We start from the raw sequence: 18,357 nt of genomic DNA, 5'->3' as shown, positions 1-18,357 counted from the left end.
TCATTCTTTGCTTATAGGATATTTTCATATTCATCGCGGACAGATTGAGGCCAGACACTGGTTTGGACTTCACCGATATGTTTCTTACGAAGTAAGAACATAGCCAAACGAGATTGTCCGATCCCTCCACCGATCGTAAGTGGGAAGAGACCATTTAATAAAGCTTTGTGCCACTCTAATTGAAGACGATCCTCGTCCCCTGTGATGGCTACTTGGCGACGAAGGGTTTCCTCATCGACACGGATTCCCATTGAAGATATCTCAAAGGCGGAACCTAAAACGTCGTTCCAGACGAGAATATCACCATTCAATCCCTTGTAGCCATTTTCAGATTCGGTTGTCCAGTCATCGTAGTCAGGTGCACGTCCATCGTGTGGCTTGCCATCTGCAAGCTCTCCACCAATCCCAATCAAAAAGACAGCTCCAAACTCTTTGGCAATGGCATTTTCACGCTCTTTTGGAGTTAAATCTGGATAGCGTTCCACCAATTCTTCTGTGTGAACGAAGGTAATTTGTTTTGGAAGAACTGATTCAATATCATAACGCGCTTCTACTGCTAGTTCTGTTAAGCGAATTGCCTTGTAGATTTTTTCAACCGTTTCTTTGAGGTAGGCGATGTTGCGTTGACCATTTGGAATGACTTTTTCCCAGTCCCATTGATCCACATAAACGGAGTGAATGGCGTCTAGTGAATCTTCATCTGGACGAAGAGCCTTCATATGGACGAAGAGGCCTTCGCCTTCTCCAAAACCAAAACGCGCCAAGGTATGGCGTTTCCATTTTGCAAGTGAATGCACGACTTCATAAGTCTCATCAGGAATTTGAAGGACCTTTACAGATACCGGATGTTCAATCCCAGAAAGGTTATCCTGCATCCCGTCTCCGACCTTACTCAAAATTGGCCCTTGGACTTCAATGATGTCCAATTTATCTTTTAAATATTGTGTAAAGGTCGTTTTAACAAACGAAATTTCTTTTTGTTGATGGATAAAACTTTTTTTCATATAGTTCCTCATTTATAGACATTTTAGAATTGATTATACTCTTTTTTCAATCAAAATCAAGTCTTTTCATTCGTTTTCAACTGAATTTTTCTCTTGCAAAAAGGTTTCGTTTTTGATAAACTATATGTAACTTTTAAAACGTTACATAGGAGAACTGACATGTTTGATGCAAAAAAACTAAAAGAAAGACGCCTAGAAAAAAGCTTGACCCAAGCTGATGTCTATGAGGATCTCAAGATTTCTCGCAAGACTTACTCTAGTTGGGAGAATGGCTTAGCGGAGCCACACGAAAAAAATCTCAGGAGGTTGGCCAAGCGCCTCTCCGTTAAAGAGGATTACTTTGTTAACAAAGACTCCGCACTCTACACCTACCCTTTATTAACCCCACCTCACCAAAAGAAAGTCGACCAGTTAGCCAGCCAGTTATTGGAACAGCAGCAAAAAGTGGTTTCCTTGACGGCTTATAAGGTTCTTTCGATTGAGTTGGCGGCTGGTTTGGGACATACCTTTTATGACAATGAGACCGACTATGAAACCGTCTATTTCGACCAAGAAATCCAACACGACTTTGCCTCTTGGGTATCTGGAAATTCGATGGAACCTCTCTATCCTAACGGCTCTGTTGCCCTCATGAAGCAGACCGGTTTTGACTACGATGGGGCGGTCTATGCCCTCATGTGGAATGGAAAAACTTACATCAAGAAAGTCTATCGGGAGGCTGAAGGCTTGCGCTTAGAATCCATTAACCCTGACTACGATGATTTATTCGCTCCTTATGAGGACGAGCCAAAAATTGTCGGCATTGTGGTCGGGCATTTCCTACCGCTTGAGGTGTAAGTATGCTGTTTGATTATTCACGTGAGCCTCATTCTGATATTGCTTTTGTGGATATGAAAAGTTTTTATGCTAGTTGTGAATGTGTCCGTCTGGGGCTCAACCCCTTGACGACTTCTCTTTGCGTCATGAGCCGGAGCGACAATTCTGCTGGTCTGATTTTGGCCAGCTCTCCCGTTTTCAAACAAGTCTTTGGCAAGAAGAATGTGAGCCGGAGCTACGACCTGCCTTTTGATCTCAAGACCAGAAAATTCAATAGCTACGTCGCAAAAAAACAAGGATTGCCGATGGATCCAGGCTTTATTGCTTACATTGAATCCTGGGCCAAGAGGACCCTGATTGTGCCGCCACGCATGAATACCTACATTCAGGTCAATATGGAAATTCAGAAGGTTTTTCAAGAGTTTGCGGCACCGGATGATATTTTCCCTTACTCGATTGACGAAGGCTTTATCGATCTGACTTCTTCCTTAAATTATTTTATTCCAGATTCCTCCCTCTCGCGAAAGGAAAAACTAGACCTTCTTTCTGCCAGAATCCAAAAAAGAATCTGGCAGGAAACTGGAATCTATTCTACCATTGGCCTCAGCAACGCCAATCCCCTTCTTGCCAAGCTAGCCCTGGACAATGAAGCCAAGCATTGCCGAAATATGAGGGCCAATTGGTCTTATGAAGATGTAGAAAGCAAGGTTTGGAAACTGCCCCATCTTACTGATTTTTGGGGCATTGGACGTCGCACTGAAAAACGATTGCAAAGGATCGGGATCACGTCGATTGCTGAACTGGCCCAGGCTCATCCCGATCTCTTAAAGAAAGAATTCGGAGTCATGGGGCTTCAACTTTGGTTCCATGCTCATGGCATTGATGAAAGCAATGTCCACAAGCCTTATCGTCCGAAATCACGAGGCATTGGCAACTCTCAAATCTTGCCCTATGACTACCATCTACAAGCCGATATTGAACTGGTGTTTCGAGAGATGGCTGAACAGGTGGCTATCCGCTTGCGACGGAAAAAAAAGAAGACCCAGCTAGTCTCCATTCATGCCTCCTACTCCAAAATTGAGGGGCTTCCGTCCATTCATTGCCAGCAAAAGATTGAACCTACCCAATCTACCAAGGTTTTATCCGATACGGTTCTACGACTCTTTCGCTCCAAGTATGAAGGCGGAGCCATTCGGCAGATTGGCGTTTTTTATGGAGAATTGGTCGAGGAGTCCCTCCAACTTTTTTCTCTCTTTGATGACCCAGTAGCCCTGGAAAAAGAGGAAAAACTCCAGCAGACAATTGGTCGCATTCGGGACCAATTTGGCTTTACCTCTCTTCAGAAAGGCTCCTCACTACTAGAAAACTCACGCGCCATTGCACGCAGTAAACTAACAGGCGGACATTCCGCAGGAGGCTTAGATGGATTAACATGATCGACCGTTCTTATCTCCCTTATCAATCCGCACGCGAATTTCAAGACCGTGGCATGGCCAAATGGGCCGGCTTCTTTTTATCTGAGCACACAACTGCCCTTCAGACAAAAGAAATCAACCGCAATCAACTCAACGTTCTTCCTCTTTCTGAGCAGATCCAGCTCCTTGAGCAGGCCTTCCAACAACAAACGACGATCTCGATCACGACTCTAGAAAGCAATCAATTTTCAACCTACACAGGTTCGATTCACACCTTATCTGCTTCTGAGCTTCTTCTCAAAAGCGAGGACCACTACCACCGACTCTTTCTGACCTCTATCATTTTTATTGAAGCTGAGGAAACAGCCTATGAAACCTATTCAGACTAAACACGAATTACAATTTGATTATTTTTCGGAGAATTACCACCAATTTGAGATGGACTTTTACAAGTGGGCCGCTACTTCTACACCACTCGTCTTTTTAGAAGACGATATCCTCCACTCTATGGCCGCAGGCCAGCGAAACTATTTTCGTCTTCACCATACTAAAAGTCGAGATCATCGAGACCATTATTTCTACTTTAAGGTTTCCACTCTTTCCCAATCACCCCTGACCCGTATTTACACTTATACAGGACATTTCTTACAAAAAAAGGATAGCTTGATCTGAGAAGCTATCCTTTTTCTTAATTTTTTCTATTCACTACAGTCCGTACGAGTGATTAGAATCCATCCACGTTTGTGTAGATTTTTTGAACGTCCTCATCATCTTCAAGAACGCTGTAAAGTTTTTCAAAAGTTTCCAAATCTTCACCTGACAACTCAACTTCTGATTGAGGAATCATCGCCAGTTCAGTAACTTGGAATTCTTCCACACCTGATTCACGCAAAGCAACGATGGCTTTGTGAAGATCAGTTGGAGCAGTGTAGACTGTGATGGTTCCTTCTTCAGCTTCAACATCATCCACGTCGACATCAGCTTCTAGCAACTGCTCAAAGATGGCGTCGGCATCATCACCAGCAAAGACGATAACACCTTTGTTATCAAATAGGTAAGATACAGACCCTGAAGCGCCCATGTTTCCGCCGTTTTTACCAAAAGCAGATCTTACGTTAGCAGCTGTACGGTTGACGTTTGACGTCAAGGTATCAACGATCAACATTGAACCATTTGGTCCGAAGCCTTCGTAACGCCCTTCTGTAAAGGTTTCATCGGTGTTCCCTTTTGCCTTATCGATCGCTTTGTCAATCACGTGTTTTGGTACTTGCGCTTGTTTCGCACGGTCGATAACAAATTTCAAAGCAGTATTTGATTCTGGATCTGGTTCACCCTTTTTAGCAGCTACATAGATCTCAACACCAAATTTAGCATATACTTTTGAGTTGGCACCATCTTTGGCAGTTTTTTTGGCAACAATATTGGCCCATTTACGTCCCATGAGGATTCTCCTTAAATTTTTTCAAATTATTTTCAATCTTTTATATTATATCACAAATCATAAGACTTGGACTAGATTTTTCTATTATTAATGGGGAGAATTTATGGGAATTTTCTATGAGTGGGATACTTTAAAATAGCTATTCTAACCATCAAAAATCTCCTCTTTTAAAGACTTAATAATGATCTTTAAAAGAGAGAAAAGCGATACCTGACTCATCTAGCATATAAATCAGGCGATTCTCTGCATCAATCCGTCTTGACCATGCTCCTTGGAAGTCATATTTCAAGGGCTCAGGTTTGCCAATCCCTGCAAATGGATCCCTTTGAATCTCCTTAATCAGGCTATTGATTCGCTTCAGTGTTTTTTTGTCCAGACTTTGCCAGTAACAATAATCCTTCCAAGCATCTTCTGTAAACTTGAGTAACATCCGTTACCCTTCAATCTCATGGAGTTGAACCTGGCCAACTCGGACTTCTGCCATGCCCCGCAAGACCTTATCCGACAATTCCTTGTTCTGGGCTACTCGCAGGGTTTCTTGAATGCTATCCCACTCGCTCTTAGAGATGACCACAATATCTTCATCTGGATTCTTATTCACGACCGTCAAAGGCTCAAACTCATCGTTCACCTTCTTCATATAATCCTTCAAATGATTGCGGAATGTTGAATAAACGACTGCTTCCATTACCATACCTCATTCTACCTCTTTTCTTTTATTATACATGAAAAAGATAAACTTGTCAGGAACTTGTACAAGTTTATCCCTCTCCACCTAATTATTCGTAAAAAAAAAAATCTACTGTCTAAAAAGATTTTTTAGACAGTAGATAAACACTGTTTCCGTACATCATAACGTTCTTGCCTTACGTGAATGTAGGCAGAGAAAATTTTACGTAAGACCATTTATTCTTCCACTCTCACGGGCACCTGACCCCAGATCTGCTCTGGCAATTGGGGATGGCCTAGCTGATACACCTGATCCGCTTGCTGGCTCAAAACATCCCAAGGTTCCTTACCAATCCGCGTTACCAAGTCCACTTGACCTTTTAGTGACTTGAGGTGGGACTGTCCTTTTTCAGTGAAACCCAAGACATGGATAGCGGTCGGCAAGATTTCTTCTCTCGCACTTACTAAAATATAAGTTAAAATGCGGCGCACACGCGCCTTGGTATAGCGCTTGGTTGCGACTTTCTCCACCAAGTCTTCCACAGAGCCAACACTTCGAACTGCATCTTTTAGCCGATTAGCCAGCTCTTCATTGACTTGAAAAATCTGTGTCAGATCCGGATGGGTTAGGATTTGATAACGAAGCAGTTGGTCATAATCTTCCCAAGACACCTGCGGAGCTGACTGAAAGAGTTGACTATTGGGCATGAATTTAGCGACAAAGTCCTGATCTTCCTTGTGTAGCCGTAGACTAGTCGCAGAAGCATAAGCCACTTCTTTTTCTTCTGAATAGTAGCCCGCACCTTGACGTTGAATAGGCTTGAGCGCAATCCCCTTCCCAGCACAAGCCTTGGCATAAGCCAGCCCTAGAATATGATTGGGAGTATCCCCTGTGAACTCCACTCCAGCAAAGGTTTCCCACATTTTTTGGGTCTTTTGTGGATAGGATAAATCGTCAGGAAGACTTCGCAGGAAAGCTGCCATTTCCGCTTCTTTATCCGAATAAACAGTCGCAATCGCTTGGTAATCTAAGATCTCTTCTGTCCCAAAGGTCAATTGATCAATTCCCAGACGAGCCAAGGTCTCCACCGCTCCCTTGGCAAAATGATCCGCCGACTGAACAGCCACGAGAAAGGGGAGTTCGACCACCAGGTCTGCTCCATTTTCCAAAGCCATCTGGGTCCGTGTCCACTTGTCTACAATGGCAGGCTCGCCACGTTGGACAAAATTGCCGGACATGGCAACAATCTTCAAGCCCTCTGCTTGTTCCAATAGGTACTTGTGCCCATTGTGAAAAGGATTAAATTCTGCAATAATTCCTGTAACTGTCATGCTGGCCTACTTCTGTGCTACAAAAAACCATCGTTTGCTGGTCTTTGTTGGCTCTTTATCTTCAAAGTCCGCGTACAATTTGAAAGATTTAAAACCAGCCTGCTCCAGCAAAATGTCATAGGTTAAAACTTCATAGGTGCGCTCCTCATGGACTTCATCGTGCCGACTAAAGCTGCCATCCTCTTCTTGGACAAAGAAGGTCAGCTCATGGACGATCGAGTGAGGGGCTGCATCCTCATAGGTATCCCAGAGCATAGCAAAGTCTTCTGCATTTTCATGGTAAGAATAGCCTGGGAAAACCCCATCCGTCTGGTAGGTCGAATGGACATCAAAAATAAAGATACCATCTTCATTCAGAGCGTTATAGACTTCTTTGAAGACATCTCCCACTTCCACCTCGTCCTGCATATAGCAGATGGAATCAGAGTAGCAGGTCACAAAATTGTAGGTACCCGCTTGCGACAAGTCCAGCATATTGCCCTCGATAAAATCAATCTTTTGCTTGGCTGAAGCCGCTCTTTTTTCAGCAATTTTCAGCATATCAGCACTCAAGTCTAATCCTGTTACGTCAAAGCCAGCTTGGGAAAAGCGGACAGACTGAATCCCTGTCCCACATGCCAATTCCAGTAATTTTTTCTTATCTTTTTTCTTTGGGAGATGACGGAGGGAAAAATCCGTCCACAAATCATACAGACTGTCATCCATGACCGCATCATAGACCGCCGCAAACGTTTCATAAGTCGCCATATTCATGATACAAAGAGCGTTAAAAGCAAAGAAAAAATAGGAAACTTCCTAGATACAAAGGAAGTTACTCTTTTTCTCACAGCTTTTAGCTCGTGTTCCGTTACCAACTTAACTTAACACGAGGCCCTATCCTTTCTTTCCATAGAATTTCAATTTAACCAACAAAACTCAGTTGCTACCAACTGAGTTTACCTACTTATGCTAAGGCTGCTGAAAGATCGACAGCACTTGCTTCGTGCCATAGCTTTTCTAGGTTATAGTGGGCACGCATTTCTTCTGAGAAGACATGGACCACCACACCACCTAAGTCAAGAAGGACCCAACCTCCTGCTGAGTCACCTTCGACGTGGCTGGCATTGCCACCAGCTTCGATGACCTTCTCGCGAATGTTTTCAGCGATCGCCTCCAATTGGCGGCTATTCATAGAGCTTGCGATGACAAAGTAATCTGTCACGCTGGTCAAGCTTTGAACATCCAAAGCCACAATATCTTCTGCACGCTTTTCATCAGCAGCTTTAACAACAAGTTCAAGTAGTTCTTTTTCTTTCATTTAATCCTCTTTCCTTAAAAAATTGATTTGTAATCTAAGACATCCGCAAAACGTCCTGCCCAAATATTTTCATAAAATTCATTAAGCGTTTCTGCTGGGATATCCTCTCCATCAAAGGTTGTGACAGCTCCTTCTGGAACGACCAGCTGATAGCCGTATTCAAATCCCACTTTGACGGATGTATCGACACAATATTCTGTCTGCATGCCACACAGAACCAGTTGTTCAATCCCTTGTTGATCCAAGTATTCTTTTAATACTGTCTCTTTAAACATGCTATTGTATCGCTTCTGAAACACCTTCTCATCTGCCTGTCTCTTCAACAGGGGCGATAACTGCCAATCTTCTGAAGTTAAAGCCTCTGGCGTTTCAATATGCTGTATGTAAATGATTTCAATCTGCTGTTTTCTAGCCTGTTCTTGTAAATAAGCAATCTTCTCTAAGAGTTTTTCTGTCTCAAAACCTGTTTCCACGAGGATATTTTGAACATCAATAATGATTAAAGCTGTTTTCACTCACTGCTCCTCTTTCAAATACTTCACAAAGGCATTGTAGGTTTCAAGGGTTTGGGGATAAATCGGCAATCCTTGGTGAGACAGGTGTTCGACTGTACGAGCCGTCTCATAGGCCACGGCACGATCCAAGGAGACTTGAGCGATTTCACGCGCTTGATCTACCCCTGGGAAATCCCGATTGTGTTCAATATAATCTGCCACATAGACAATCTTGTCCAAGGTTGACATCTGTCCACTCCCCACTGTGTGAATCTCAATACTGCGAAGAATGGCTGGATCTGTCAATCCGAGATCTTCTTGGATCTTGTAAATCCCGACCATCCCATGCCAGACATTGTTGCCCCAGTTTTTTAATGCTGGATCCAACTCATAACGATCGATCAAGTCTAGAAATTCCTGATCCGATAATTTCTTGGCATAGTCATGTAAGAGACCTGCTAGGCCAGCCTGCTCTTCATCAGCCCCATAGCGTTTGGCCAAGTCACGCGCAGCCTTCTCGACCCCTAAACAGTGAGTTAGCCGCTTTTCTGGCAGAATTTGGTGCATTTTTTCAAGCAAGACCTCACGAGAAAAGCCGAGGTAATTTTCATAGGTCATTGATACAATCCTTCTTTCTTGATGTAGTCCAAGACTGGTTTTGGCAACATAAAATTCGGCGTCCGGCCTTTGGCTACAAAATCACGCACCATACTAGAGGAGATGTCCATTAGAGGAACGTCCACCCAGATCACCGGATAAGAAGTCCCCGCCTTATAGCGTGGTCGCTGTACCCCGACAAATTGCACAATCTCCACCAATTCATCGATGCGGTGCCATTTGGGTAAATAATCCACCATATCTGCACCAATAATAAAGTAATAATCTGTGTCTGGATCGCGTTCATTGAGCAAGAGCATGGTGTCGTAGGTATAGGAAATTCCTTTGCGTTCTAGCTCGATCGTCTCGATTTCCAGACCTTCAATGCCTTCAATGGCTAATTCCAGCATCTTAAGGCGATGGTGCTCTGCAATCGTCCCCTTGGCATCGACATGCGGTGGTAAATACTCAGGCATCAAGAGCACCTTATCTAACCCTAATTGTTGGCGCACTTGATCCGCAACGACCAAATGGGCATTGTGGACCGGATTGAAATTCCCACCCAAAATACCAACTTGTTTGCGTTTCTTGTTTTTGATCTCTGGCTCTAACTCTACCTTGGTAAAGGGAGTCAATAGTTCAATTGCCATAGGTTTGCTCTCCTCGATGTCTTAAATTTCTTTTACCTTCGCTGAAATCTTCCGATTTTCTTTTTTGCTTGATTGTTTATACAAGATGAGAATCCGACCAATCTTTTGGACCGTTTCCACACCGATTTCTTCTTCCAAGATTTCTGCTACTTCATGGATATTCTCATCCGTATTTTGAAGAAGGGTGACCTTGATCAGTTCGCGAGCATCAAGCGCTTGACGAACACTGGTTTTGATTTGGTCATTAAGCCCATTTTTCCCAATTTGGATAATGGGTTTGAGGCTATGGGCTTGGCTATTGAGGAAAGCCCGTTGTTTGGATGTTAATGTCATGTTTTTACTTCCTTATTTTTTGATCGTTATTTTAAGTGGTGGGGACGGCCGGAACTAATTTTTCAAAGATCTCATCTTTGAAAAATGGATTTCCTTACCTCAAAATGGAGCCTTGGTCTCCATTTTGCCCTTGCCAATCGATCGATTGGCAACTACACCACGGCAATAACGATCCCTATTTGAGCTCACTTCGTTCGCTCTTCAATTCATTCTATTTCATATTTTTAAATAATAGCTTTGCGAGTGACGACGGCGACGCCTTCTGGTGCCCACACAGCTACTTTTGCTCCCCCATTGACGCGGATCCAGCCGAGTCCGGAGATGACGAGATCTGTCTTGTCCTTAATCGTGAATACATGCTCAACCAAAGACGGAAAATCTTCTTTTTCCTTGCTGTTAGGAGGTGTTAGTAAGCCACCGACATGCTTATCATAAAAGGCGGTCGCTCCTTCGAGTTTGGTCCGATGAAGCTTGAGTTCGTTATCAAAGAAGGCGGTGAAACCTTGCTTTTCTCCCTTGATAAAGTCAAAGCGTCCCAAGCCACCCAAGAAGAGGGTTTGCTCTGGATTGAGTTGGTAGGTCTTGGGCTTGATTTCCTTTTTAGGGCTGACATACTTGAGGTTTTTAGCCGTCAAGTAGTGAGCCATCTGGTGGCGATGGATAATCCCTGGTGTATCGTAGATGTAGGATCCATCATCCAGTGGGATTTCAATCTTATCCAGTGTCGTCCCTGGGAAGCGAGAAGTCGTGATGATATCCTTATTCCCAGTGATTTCTTGGATGATGGCATTGATGAGGGTTGATTTCCCAACATTGGTCACCCCCACCACATAGACGTCACGGCCTTTGCGATACTGTTCAATCTTTTCCATCAAGTCCTTGATCGCACTCTTGTTTTGGGCAGAGGTGAGGACCACATCGACAGGACGCATCCCTTCTTCGTGGGCCCGCTCCATCAACCAGTGGGTCACCTTGCTATCCTTGACAGACTTGGGCAAGATGTCTTTTTTATTTCCGACCAAAAGCACATCATTTCCTGCGACAAAACGAGGCAAGCCAGGAATGACGGATCCATTAAAGTCAAAAATATCGACTACATTGACCACGAGAGCGTCACTATCTCCTACCTCGTGTAGCAATTTCAGGAAATCATCATCCGTCAGATGCACATCTGTGATTTCATTATAGTGACGGAGACGGAAACAGCGTTGGCAATAGACTTCGCCTGTTTCCAAGCCCTTTTCAAGAGCTGATTGGGGGGTATAGCCTAGCCCCTCTTTGTTTTCTGTCTGAATGGGCGCTCCACAGCCAATACAGAATAATTCTTCCATTCTTAAATTCCTTTTTTATATACAATTGGACCATATTTTTCGGCCATTTGCTTCATCACACGGCGTTCACGCGCCCGGTTGATCTGGGTCTTGATGGAGTCATGCTCAACCAAAGGCTTGACCAAAATCGAGCGAATGCCTGCACGATGGGCAGCCCGGATATCCGTCATCAATTGATCCCCGACCATGACCACTTCATTTTTCTCATAGTGGAAACGTTTGAGAGCTCGATCAATCCCAAAAGTAAAAGGCTTGAGCGACCACGCTTCATAGTCAATATCAAATTTCTCAACCGCGCGTTTGACCCGTTTGGGACTATTATTAGACACCACGATAACCCGGATCCCCCCATCACGAAGGTCATGCAACCACTGGCGCATCTCAGGGGTACCATCCGGATTGTTCCAAGCAATCAAGGTATTATCCAAATCCACAAGGACCGCCTTAATCCCCTGTTTTTTCAAGTCTGCAACGGTGAGATCATAGGCCGCTTCCACCGCAAAATCTGGTTTGTAATTTTCGATTGACACGTTTTTCTCCATTTTTTATACTCCTTTCATTGTAGCATAAAAAGACCCATTTTGCACTCGCTTCACGACTAAAACAACGACAGACTCCTATCAGGTCAATTTCACTGCTCAAAAAATAGACAAAATCCTTACAAAGTTCCAAAAACATGATATAGTAGAAGAAAAAGAACTCGGAATTTTTTATGAAACAAACAACCTTAAAAGAAGTGTCTCCTCTTCTCCAGCGCATCATTAATTGGTCCTCCATCATTGGAGCTCTTGGGACCTTGGCCTTTTGTATCTGGGCCTACTTTGCTGGCATTCTTCAATCCAAGGAAACTTTGTCAGCTTTTATTCTCCAAGCAGGCATCTTTGGCCCCCCTCTCTTTATCTTTCTTCAGATCCTTCAGACAGTGGTCCCTATTATTCCAGGCGCCCTCACCTCTGTAGCAGGTGTCTTCATCTACGGCCATATTATCGGGACCATCTACAATTACATTGGGATCGTGATTGGCTGTGCCATTATCTTTTACCTTTCCAGGATGTACGGACCCAAGTTCGTGCAATCAATGGTCAGTCAGAAGACCTACGACAAGTACGTTGGCTGGCTCAATGAGGGCAAGCGGTTCGATCGCTTCTTTATCTTTATGATGATCTGGCCCATTAGTCCCGCTGACTTCATCTGTATGTTGGCAGGTCTGACCAATATGACCTTCAAACGCTACATGACCATCATCATCCTCTGCAAACCCATCACCCTGGTCATCTACACCTACGGCCTGACCTATATCATCGATTATTTCTGGAAAATGGTCTAAAGCATGACACCACCCCCTAGTCAATTAGGAGGTGGTGGTTTTGTATTTCTATGAATAGTCTGTTACTCTCTATTTCGCAACCCAACCAATCGCGTCTGCAGGAGGATTGTCCATATCGATCCAGATGAAGTCAATGCCAATTTCACCGTTTTTGAATTTGAAAAGACGGATACCATTGATTTCTAGCTGAGACAATTTCTTACCTGTTAGGATCTCTCTATCTTTTAACTGAAAGACTCCACGAAGAATCCAATTGCCAAGGATTTCTTGCTTATCAGTTGATTGAATGGCCTTCCCAGCTTCTTGGTTGATATAGGCAGTAATCACATCACCTGATGATAAAAATCGTAGCTTAAAGGTCCGTTCCTCTTTGGGAAGCGCAAGCTTACTAGTACCTGGCTCAAACCGGCCGATCCCTTTACCAAAAAAGTCTGGACGCTCCTCGTGGAAATGTTTGGAGTCTGGAAGAGGGATATACACTTCACTGACTGGACGATAGACTAGCTGTTCAATTTCTTTAATGAGTTTTTCGTTCCCTGTCTCGTGTACAAAGCAAATCAAGTCCTCACGAATGAACTTCATATGAGCTTTTTCTTCCTTGCTAGACCATTTTTTCAAGAGGATTTCTTCCAAAGAGAAGGTTACAAAAGCAAGTTCTTCTGGAGCCAGACGATCTTTAAATTTATCTTGAATCTTTAAAATCCGTGGCAAGCGATCTTTCTTGGCTAACTTTGAACCACCATTAAAAGCGTTAAAGCCAGAATTTTCTTCTACATTTCCGTGCTTATCTGTGATCACCCACGACACCGACTCAAGAATCTCCGAATCACTTTTTTCCGAGGTTAGTAAATGAAGGTGTTCAAAAAGATAAAAGGGATCTTCGACATAATTCACATCCCAGGTGTCAACTACAATCTCCTTATTCCTAAAGGTCATATGGAGCTGACTATCTGCAGCCGTGTATTTGTAGTCATGCTGGCCATCTGTAAAACGGAAATTTGTCGGATTGTTCTTAGTCGTAGATCCTAGAATCTTGAGATGGTCTAGGTCAACGGGCAGATAAGTTGTCTCTCCTACATGGATCTGAGGCTTGTGTCCTTTCGAAGTCGGCATCAAAACATGATAGACGGCTTCTACGTGACTAGAATCAGAATGAAATCCCTTAATGAGAGCTTTTGAGGATTCAATCCGTTGATTTCGCAAAGTCGCAATCTCACGAGCCAGTTTTTCATAGCGAGCACGATTTTCATTATCAGCGGTTTCCTTGTCCGGTGAAATATCAGCCTGAAATCGGATTTCACTCAACAGCTCATTCCAAGACTGCGAATCTTTCTTAAACTGAGCAATCTTTTGATCCCCTGAATCCAAACCAAAGGATTTAATCCCAACCAAATACTTATGTTGCTCATCAACGACAACCGAAGCATCATAGGAGGTATTAGCAATATCCTCACCAACCGCATGAAAAGCTTTTTGGAAAACAGTCTCTTGGAATTTTGAATTGACAATCGGAGCAACATAGCTTTCTCGATCATCAGAATCTTCACCCTCTGCTTTTTGAGAAAAGGCCTCACTCAGACTAGCAAAATTGGTAATGAGAGTCTTATATTTCTCTTTTTGTTCTTTTTTTAAGTGTTCCCACATCGTTCATTCCTCACTTCTTATTTAAGTATATCAAAAGAAGACTAGATTTTCACTAGTCCTCTTACTTATATAATTCGTTAAATAATACTGTAAAACTCCAAATTGCCACGTTTTTTTACCAATCTGAAATAATCTTCATCTGATAAAATGGCAAGACCATCCTCATAGGACGCAATCTTCTTCTCCGCCTCCTCATAAGTGGAGACAAAATCTGTCACATAAGACTGGCCTTCAAACTGGCCATTCATCTTGGTATAGATAATCGCGAATTTTCCGGAGCGATCAAGCTGTGACAGTCCATTACTCTCATTAAGAGCAAAGGCGATTCGCTCTGCAATGCGTTTAATCACAGGAACAACTACGCTATTTCCAGCTTGTTTGTAGAGCTGACCATTGGAAACTTCTTCTGGGATTTTAAAGGATTTAGGATATCCTTGAACATTAAAGGTTTCTTTGGGAGTTAACTTACGAATCTCACCACTATCCGTCAGGATCAATGGAACATTGTGTCCACCTGTTCCCATATTGGCTGTTAAGGTTGGGACAACACCGTTTTTATTCTCACGAACGTATTGACGACGCCACTGGTAGACCGTATCTTGACTGGTCACATTAACCTTTAGATCAGCGTAGAAATTTTGCTTGCCTTCTCGATAATAGTAAGCCTCATCTGGCTTTGAACCAAAATCAATAACATCACTCAAGGTCGTTGTCAGTTTGATTTCCTCTGGGAATTCAAACAAGTCGTAGGCTTCTTTGTTATCAAAACCAACAATGTAAATCCTCTCACGGTTTTGTGGGATATTTCCGTAGTCTTTCCCGTTGAGAACCTTCCACTTGATAAAGTAGTTGTTCTCAGTCAAAGCTTCACGAATAACCTTAAAGGTATTTCCGTGGTCATGACCGACCATATTCTTGACGTTTTCGATGAAGATAGCATGAGGTTTGCATCCCTCAATCATGCGAAGCAACTCAAAGAAAAGATCGCCGCGATCATCATCAAAGCCCTTACGGTAACCTGCAATACTAAAGGCCTGGCAAGGGAAACCTCCCATAATCACATCCACGCGCTCAGCCGGAATATCCTCCGGCCGAACGTCGTGAATATCGCGACCATCCAAATAGGTATCTGGATGATTTAACTGATAAGTCTGACGCGCATACTTATCAAACTCATTGGCATACACCACTCTGAACTCGTTGGTCTGTTCAAATCCCAACTCAATTCCCCCAACACCTGAGAAGAAAGCTGCAATGTTGTACTTCTCAGGTCGGTTCGAACTTACAGAATTTGTCATGTAGTTACCTGCTTTCTAACGATTTTATCTGTTGTTCTCGTTTTAGTATCGTATTAGGACGAAATCCAAACTTTTTTTCTATCCGAGATTTCTCTTTATAATTGAAGTAATGAGTAGATATATGATTAACGACCAATAAATTTAAAATGGTTCGAGCTAAGTGTGACATTTCTGTATCTCTTAATTCTTCTAAAATATCATCTTCTGCAAATTGTTTTTCATATTGCATTTCTAATCCCCTCTTAATTAATATATAGCTCGGATTTGGAGTACTATTATTAGATAATTTTGAAAAATAGCGAGAAATATATTCAGAACCAATTGAGGAAATGGTTTTTAGAATAATTGCATATATGGTTGCGAAATTCATGCTTACAAGCATATCATGTATTTCTTTTTTTAGTTTTACACTATCAACATTTTCAGAAGTTATTTCATTTGAGATAAACTCCTCTAGTAAAGATATAAATTCCTGGTCTGATACAATTTTGATAAATGAAGTAAGGAGTCTCAAATTAGCATCAACTGTATTTTTTAAAATTTTATCAAAATCTTTATTTTTTATTGAGCCATATCTATTTTTTAATATTACACCGATAACTTCTACAGTCTGAATTGCACATCTTACTTCGTTTTGTCTTGATTCTTCTTTTTTCGCATTCTTATGTACTTCCTCTATTTCCTGATAAGAACTAGCCTCAAATTTATCCTGGCGTTCTAACTGACTTCTTCTTTCTTCATTGTGATTCCCTATTTTGAACTCTATATTATCTGACAACTTTCTAACTTGTTTATCAAAATCTCCTAATTCTTCAGAATTTAATTTAGCTTCTTTAAAATTACTAAAAGTGCATTCCAATCTGCTATCCAACATCTGAATTAAGCGATAATCTTTACTATGGTGTGCAAGAAAAATACTAATATGACCATTTTCTTCCATATCCAAATTAGATATGATATAGTTAATTTCTTCTTTATACTCATCAAAATGCTCAGATAAAAATTTACCCAAAAAGAAGTAGTATAGATATTCATAGCAAAAACCATAATTTGATGAGTTATTTTTTCTTATTATTCCGGTCTCCCTCAATTGATTTATGTATTGGTCCAAATCAAAAATCGTATAGTCAGCTTGATACTCTTTCAAGAATTGTTCAAATTCTTTTGTTGAAACCTGGAACGTTTTATTTCTAAATAGATACATAGAAAAATATGAAAGGAAATTCATATACGATTCGATACGATCGTTGTTAATTCCACAACTTTGGAATGCCAAGCCTATTAGTAATTGATAACAATGTCCATATGAAGACATCGGCGAGTCGAGTCTACTACTAGAATTTGTATGTGCTCCTAAAATGATTAAAATATACAAAGGAAATGCTGGCATTATACCATTTCTATAACCTCTATCTAAACCTAAACTAACATTGATTAAATTAGAACTTTCATCAATTTTCTTCAATCTATCATTTTTAGTTAGGGATTTAGAATCAGGTTGAGAATCAATTATTTTACCTATTAGTTCATTCCTTAACGTTGGTTTCAATGGCATTATTGTAAATCTTGAGAACGCAAAATCTCTTGAAGTAATATCATATATATCATCAACAATTAAAACTACTCCTGCGTAGCCTTCAGTATTTTTTATCGCTACTTGAAATCTCTGAGGAATCTTATGAAAATCATCAACAATTAAGACTATATTCTTCTTTTCATTTTTGTGAGTGGTAGTATAAGTATCGATATATTTATTCCTCACAGCTTTATCAATATTTTGAGAGTTAATATCCTTCTTTTCTAAGAGAACTGGTTGAAAGTCATTGTTATAGATATCACCAAATAATTTTTTAGCAAATGAAGTTTTTCCACTTTGTCTATCACCAATAATATAAATTTTATTTAAATAGAACTGTTCTTTTATTAATTTTTTTGATGATTCATATTTCAAACCATTAGTTTCATCTATTCTGAACTCAGGATAGGTATAAAAATCTGACAGTTTTGAATCCGCGCTTAAAATATTCGCTATTAAATCCAGAGAGTTCATCTTAGCCATTACATCTGGTTTTAAGGAATCATTTGGACATAGAGTAGGCATTGAAAGTTTTTTTGATAACCGAACAAATAATTTCTTAAGAGCATCAGTAGAATCAATTACCATATTATCAAATTCATTTTGAAAAGATTCATATTCTAGAGAACCAAAAGGATATGGTAGTCCACATTGTGCAATTTTTATAGGTATTACTTTATCTAAAAAATTGTGTTCGGTTATTTCCTGTAGTTCATAGTAAACTCCAGTATTTTCATTATCAGATTTTTGTAAGTAAATTTCATCACAAATAGCTAAAATAACGTCACAATTCTTAATGTTTTCTCTCATAAATGAATTTAGACCTTTTTTATCTACATTATTCCCATCATAAATAACTTCTAAATTATTGTCTTGTAATTCAAGTTCCAATTTTCGTATAAAATCTAATTGTTTCTGATTGTAATTTTCATCATTTGACCAAGCATGTGCAATAAAAATTTTAACCATTTTTTCCACCTATAATTTATAATCTACTTTCATTATACCAAAAAAACACGGCATTCTGAACTGCACCCCAAAAGTTAGACAGAAAAAATCTAACTTTTGGGGTGTTTTATAATGAAATTAACTTATGAAGATAAAGTTCAAATATATGAATTGAGAAAGCAAGG

The 18,357-nt window shown here is 41.1% G+C and carries 21 protein-coding genes; 5 read left to right on the top strand and 16 right to left on the bottom strand.

All coding sequences use genetic code 11. The features are described from left to right. Positions 1–11: 11 nt before the first annotated feature. Positions 12–1,004, bottom strand: a complete 993-nt coding sequence (gene asnA / locus JX304_RS02800; protein ID WP_187540801.1) for an aspartate--ammonia ligase — start codon at positions 1,002–1,004, stop codon at positions 12–14. Between the two features lie 159 nt (positions 1,005–1,163). Between asnA and JX304_RS02795 the strand changes: the two genes are divergently transcribed. The 4 genes from JX304_RS02795 to JX304_RS02780 are packed head-to-tail and all read left to right on the top strand — an operon-like array spanning position 1,164 to position 3,907. Further along, complete coding sequence (locus JX304_RS02795; protein ID WP_205011166.1) at positions 1,164–1,841, top strand: XRE family transcriptional regulator; 678 nt, start codon at positions 1,164–1,166, stop codon at positions 1,839–1,841. A gap of 2 nt (positions 1,842–1,843) precedes the next feature. Continuing rightward, positions 1,844–3,256: a Y-family DNA polymerase gene (locus JX304_RS02790; RefSeq protein WP_205011165.1), complete on the top strand. Its 1,413-nt coding sequence runs from the start codon at positions 1,844–1,846 to the stop codon at positions 3,254–3,256. After that, positions 3,253–3,624: a hypothetical protein gene (locus tag JX304_RS02785; RefSeq protein WP_205011164.1), complete on the top strand. Its 372-nt coding sequence runs from the start codon at positions 3,253–3,255 to the stop codon at positions 3,622–3,624. Before JX304_RS02790 ends, JX304_RS02785 begins: the two co-directional genes overlap by 4 nt. Further along, entirely contained in the window at positions 3,605–3,907 is a 303-nt protein-coding gene (locus JX304_RS02780; RefSeq protein ID WP_200772171.1) for a DUF5960 family protein, read from the top strand. Before JX304_RS02785 ends, JX304_RS02780 begins: the two co-directional genes overlap by 20 nt. Positions 3,908–3,959: 52 nt before the next feature. Here the strand turns inward: JX304_RS02780 and JX304_RS02775 are convergent, their stop codons facing one another. The 12 genes from JX304_RS02775 to JX304_RS02720 all read right to left on the bottom strand — a co-directional run bounded on the left by JX304_RS02775 (position 3,960) and on the right by JX304_RS02720 (position 11,909). Further along, complete coding sequence (locus tag JX304_RS02775) at positions 3,960–4,676, bottom strand: YebC/PmpR family DNA-binding transcriptional regulator (RefSeq protein ID WP_187540796.1); 717 nt, start codon at positions 4,674–4,676, stop codon at positions 3,960–3,962. 175 nt (positions 4,677–4,851) lie between these two features. Continuing rightward, positions 4,852–5,106 carry a Txe/YoeB family addiction module toxin gene (locus JX304_RS02770; protein ID WP_205011163.1) on the bottom strand — a complete coding sequence of 85 codons (255 nt, stop codon included), beginning with the start codon at positions 5,104–5,106 and terminating at the stop codon, positions 4,852–4,854. 3 nt (positions 5,107–5,109) lie between these two features. Beyond that, positions 5,110–5,364, bottom strand: coding sequence for a type II toxin-antitoxin system Phd/YefM family antitoxin (locus JX304_RS02765; protein ID WP_205011427.1), 255 nt, complete (start codon positions 5,362–5,364; stop codon positions 5,110–5,112). Between the two features lie 218 nt (positions 5,365–5,582). After that, entirely contained in the window at positions 5,583–6,677 is a 1,095-nt protein-coding gene (locus tag JX304_RS02760) for a nucleotidyltransferase (RefSeq protein WP_205011162.1), read from the bottom strand. A 6-nt stretch (positions 6,678–6,683) separates the two neighbouring features. Next, the gene (locus JX304_RS02755) at positions 6,684–7,424 is read right to left on the bottom strand and encodes a class I SAM-dependent DNA methyltransferase (RefSeq protein WP_345770906.1); all 741 of its coding nucleotides are present in this window, start codon (positions 7,422–7,424) and stop codon (positions 6,684–6,686) included. 196 nt (positions 7,425–7,620) lie between these two features. Then, positions 7,621–7,974, bottom strand: coding sequence for a ribosome silencing factor (rsfS, locus tag JX304_RS02750; RefSeq protein ID WP_049472980.1), 354 nt, complete (start codon positions 7,972–7,974; stop codon positions 7,621–7,623). A gap of 14 nt (positions 7,975–7,988) precedes the next feature. Then, positions 7,989–8,489, bottom strand: a complete 501-nt coding sequence (locus JX304_RS02745) for a cysteine hydrolase family protein (RefSeq protein ID WP_205011160.1) — start codon at positions 8,487–8,489, stop codon at positions 7,989–7,991. Then, positions 8,490–9,086, bottom strand: coding sequence for a bis(5'-nucleosyl)-tetraphosphatase (symmetrical) YqeK (gene yqeK, locus JX304_RS02740; RefSeq protein ID WP_205011159.1), 597 nt, complete (start codon positions 9,084–9,086; stop codon positions 8,490–8,492). Further along, positions 9,083–9,715, bottom strand: coding sequence for a nicotinate-nucleotide adenylyltransferase (locus JX304_RS02735; RefSeq protein ID WP_200772166.1), 633 nt, complete (start codon positions 9,713–9,715; stop codon positions 9,083–9,085). The genes yqeK and JX304_RS02735 overlap by 4 nt, the downstream gene beginning before the upstream one ends. Before the next feature lie 21 nt (positions 9,716–9,736). Beyond that, entirely contained in the window at positions 9,737–10,048 is a 312-nt protein-coding gene (gene yhbY / locus JX304_RS02730) for a ribosome assembly RNA-binding protein YhbY (protein WP_205011158.1), read from the bottom strand. A 224-nt stretch (positions 10,049–10,272) separates the two neighbouring features. Beyond that, on the bottom strand, positions 10,273–11,379 hold the full coding sequence (yqeH, locus tag JX304_RS02725; RefSeq protein WP_205011157.1) for a ribosome biogenesis GTPase YqeH: 1,107 nt from the start codon (positions 11,377–11,379) through the stop codon (positions 10,273–10,275). A gap of 2 nt (positions 11,380–11,381) precedes the next feature. Beyond that, positions 11,382–11,909: a YqeG family HAD IIIA-type phosphatase gene (locus JX304_RS02720; RefSeq protein WP_045759146.1), complete on the bottom strand. Its 528-nt coding sequence runs from the start codon at positions 11,907–11,909 to the stop codon at positions 11,382–11,384. Positions 11,910–12,091: 182 nt separating this feature from the next. Between JX304_RS02720 and JX304_RS02715 the strand changes: the two genes are divergently transcribed. Next, positions 12,092–12,706, top strand: coding sequence for a TVP38/TMEM64 family protein (locus JX304_RS02715; RefSeq protein ID WP_205011156.1), 615 nt, complete (start codon positions 12,092–12,094; stop codon positions 12,704–12,706). Positions 12,707–12,775: 69 nt separating this feature from the next. Here JX304_RS02715 and JX304_RS02710 read toward each other — a convergent pair whose 3' ends face one another. From JX304_RS02710 to JX304_RS02700, 3 genes are all read right to left on the bottom strand, one after another. Beyond that, complete coding sequence (locus JX304_RS02710; protein ID WP_205011155.1) at positions 12,776–14,350, bottom strand: hypothetical protein; 1,575 nt, start codon at positions 14,348–14,350, stop codon at positions 12,776–12,778. A 77-nt stretch (positions 14,351–14,427) separates the two neighbouring features. Then, positions 14,428–15,648, bottom strand: a complete 1,221-nt coding sequence (locus JX304_RS02705) for a DNA cytosine methyltransferase (protein ID WP_205011154.1) — start codon at positions 15,646–15,648, stop codon at positions 14,428–14,430. Between the two features lie 4 nt (positions 15,649–15,652). Next, on the bottom strand, positions 15,653–18,193 hold the full coding sequence (locus JX304_RS02700) for a TIR domain-containing protein (protein WP_205011153.1): 2,541 nt from the start codon (positions 18,191–18,193) through the stop codon (positions 15,653–15,655). Positions 18,194–18,357: the final 164 nt, after the last annotated feature.

Origin of the sequence: Streptococcus parasanguinis (assembly GCF_901875555.1) — a bacterium.
GTDB classification, from domain to species: Bacteria; Bacillota; Bacilli; order Lactobacillales; family Streptococcaceae; genus Streptococcus; species Streptococcus parasanguinis_H.
Note: the sequence above shows the minus strand (reverse complement) of the source record. Positions and strands in the feature narration are given on the sequence as shown.